At 65.7% G+C, this 3,144-nt stretch carries 1 protein-coding gene; it reads left to right on the forward strand.

Translation table 11 applies throughout. The features are described 5' to 3' along the window. The first annotated feature begins 514 nt into the window (after positions 1 to 514). The gene (locus HNO80_RS17720) at positions 515 to 2,953 is read left to right on the forward strand and encodes an HAD-IC family P-type ATPase (RefSeq protein WP_349627398.1); all 2,439 of its coding nucleotides are present in this window, start codon (positions 515 to 517) and stop codon (positions 2,951 to 2,953) included. Positions 2,954 to 3,144 lie beyond the last annotated feature (191 nt).

A 3,144-nucleotide genomic window follows, 5' to 3' on the forward strand; every position in this document is an offset into this window, starting at 1 on the left:
CCCGGCACCACCCAAACCCAACGGTCCAGGATCGCTCCGGAGCAACTTTTCAAACCTACCCGGTCTCGACTTCCAAAGCAAATCCGGCTTCCCGGACCTACATCAGCAGACGAACCAGCCCCAACCAGAATTCTTTAGCGATTGAAACGCCGAAGGAACTTGGTTTTGAATTATTTTTGGGGGATTGGCCGCCTCCGGTCCTTCAGCGTTTCCGCTGTTCTCCCTCGTGGCGACTTAGAAAACAATACACCCAGTCGACGCTAACCGCAAACCCGCTTCGGGGCTGCGCCGGGGTGGCGTGCGACCACCGCCAAAACCCCCGCCGGACCGGCGCCGCACCGCCGCCGCAGCCTCGCACCGCCGTCGTGGTCGCCCGTGCGGCAACCCGACGTCGTCGGTGGGAGCTGTATGCTCCATCACCTTATGCCGCTGCTGCGGATACCATCAGGGGGTGAGGGCACAACGCCGACGCCAGATAGCAGTCCCGCTCAATCGGCGCGTGTCCGGCCCGGCTGTGAGCGGGCTTTCGCAGCACGATGTCACCGCCCGCATCGAGAGCGGGCTCGACAACCGGGTGCCGGACAAGACCAGCCGGAGCCTGTGGCAGATCTTCCGCGCCAACGTCCTCACCCTTTTCAACGCGATAGTCGGCTCGAGCTTCCTGGTACTGCTGCTCCTCGGCCGCTGGCAGGACGCACTGTTCGGTCTGGCTGCCGCGGGCAACGCGGTGATCGGCGTGGTCCAGGAATTCCGGGCCAAAAGGTCCCTGGACCGTCTTGCGGTTTTGGATGCACCGCGCGCGCGGGTGTTGCGCGACGGCCAGATCCAGGAGATAGCCACGGCCGACGTCGTCCGCGATGATGTCCTGATCCTGCGCGCTGGGGACCAGGTCACCGCGGACGCAGCAGTGCTCGAGGTCGCCGGACTCGAGGCGGACGAATCCCTTCTCACCGGCGAATCGGACCCCGTGGCCAAAGACACCGGGTCGGACGTACTCTCCGGATCCATCATTGTGGCCGGGCACGGCAAGGCCCGGGTGGTGCGGGTTGGGGCCGAGTCATTCGCCAGCCGGCTCACGGCTGATGCGCGCCGGTTCTCCCTGGTGAACTCGGAGATCCGCAACAGCCTCAACCGTGTGCTTCGCTGGATAGCATGGGCAATCCTGCCTGTCGCAATCCTTGTGGTCAACGGCGAGCTGCAGGCGCGGGGCGGTTGGCAGGACGCCATCGCCACAGGCACCTGGACGGCAGCCTTGGTCGGCGTCATCGCCAGCGTGATCGCAATGGTTCCGCTGGGCCTCGTGCTGCTCACCAGCGTGGCGTTCGCAGTCGGAGGACTCAGGCTCGCCGGCCACAAGGTCTTGATCCAGGAACTCGCTGCCGTCGAAGGTCTCGCAAGGGTGGACGTCCTCTGCATGGACAAGACCGGCACCCTGACGGAGGGCGGCCTGAGATTCGACGCGGTTCACCAGCTGACGCCAACGCCGGATCCGGGCTGGCAACAGGCCCTCGGCTGGTTTGCTTCCGAACCCGAGGCAAACGCCACGGCGCGGAGCCTCGGCGCCGCTTTCGAGGACGACGGCGGATTCCAGTCGGTCTCCTACGTTCCGTTCTCCTCCTCCCGGAAGTGGAGCGGGGTGACCTTCGGTGGAGGCAACGGGGCGACGCCCACCTGGATTCTCGGGGCGCCGGAAATGATCCTGGCTCCGGGAAACAGCAGCTCCGGAGATCCGGCGCCGCGGGCAGCTGGCGGATCCGCCGACGCAGCGGCCCGAACAGCGGAGCCAGGCCATGCCGACGTGCTGGAGCAAGCCGGAAAGCTTGCCGGCACCGGCTTGCGGACGCTGCTGCTGGCCGGAGCGGACACACCTCCGGGGGCGAGCAAGACGCCGACTCTGCCCGACGGTCTCAGGCCGGTCGCACTCCTGACGTTTCGGGAACAGACCCGGTCGGATGCCCGGGACACCCTGGAATTCTTCCGCGCCGAGGGCGTGGAGTTGAAAATCATTTCCGGCGACGATCCGCGGACCGTCGCAGCCATCGCGCGACGGGTTGGTCTAGACGTGGCCCAAGGCTACGACGCACGATCGCTGCCGGAGGATCCCCTGCTTCTCGAGGAGGTGATGGGGGGCAACAATGTCTTCGGCCGCGTCAGCCCCGACCAAAAGAAGGACATGGTGGCTGCCCTACAACGGCTTGGGCACACCGTGGCAATGACCGGGGACGGGGTCAACGACGCCCTCGCCCTCAAAACGGCAGATCTTGGCATCGCCATGGATTCTGCGGCACCGGCTACCAAGGCGGTAGCGCGGCTGGTCCTCCTCGACGGCCGCTTCGACCGGCTTCCGGAAGTGCTGGCAGAGGGTCGGCGCGTCATCGCCAACATCGAGCGCGTCTCAAGCCTCTTCCTCAGCAAGACGGCGTATTCCATTGCCATCGCCGTCAGTTTCGGACTGCTGCAGTGGCAGTTCCCGTTTCTCCCCCGCCAGCTCTCCTTCACGGACGGCCTCACGATCGGCATCCCCGCATTCTTCCTGGCACTGATGCCGAACACCCGTCGCTATAAGCCAGGTTTCCTGCGTCGCTCACTCTGGTTCTCGCTGCCGGCCGGGCTCATCGTCGCGGCCTCCTTGCTTGTGCTTAATGCCGTCGCGCCGTCGGCTGGAACGCCCGGCCCGGAAGCAGCGCGCTCCGCTTCCGTTCTCACCCTCACAGTGGTGGGGCTCTGGATCCTGGCGGTGGTATCCCGGCCGCTCAACGCCGGCCGGGTTGGTGTGCTGGCGGCGATGTGCGCCGCCCTCGTCATTCTGCTCAACATCCCGTTGGCACAGGATTTCTTCATCCTCTCCTGGCCACCAACTGGGCTTTTGCTCGCAGCACTGGCAACCGGGGCCGGCGGCGGCCTCGCAATTGAGCTCCTTGCGTGGCTCCACGGCCGCAAGTTTCCCCGCTGACTATGCGGACGGCATCGCCTAGGTTCTGGAAAAGGCCCTCTTCCCCGACGCTCCCGCAGGTGTGGCACGTTTCTCCCCCCACGCTCCCGCAGGTGTGGCACGAGGGTATGCTGTGCCGTCTCGATGGGTCTGGGTGTGGGGTGTTAAAGAGCTCAGGCCCCGACATTGTGTGTCGGGGCCTGGCTGTAATG

The organism is Arthrobacter sp. C9C5, assembly GCF_013359735.1.
Lineage (GTDB): Bacteria > Actinomycetota > Actinomycetes > Actinomycetales > Micrococcaceae > Arthrobacter.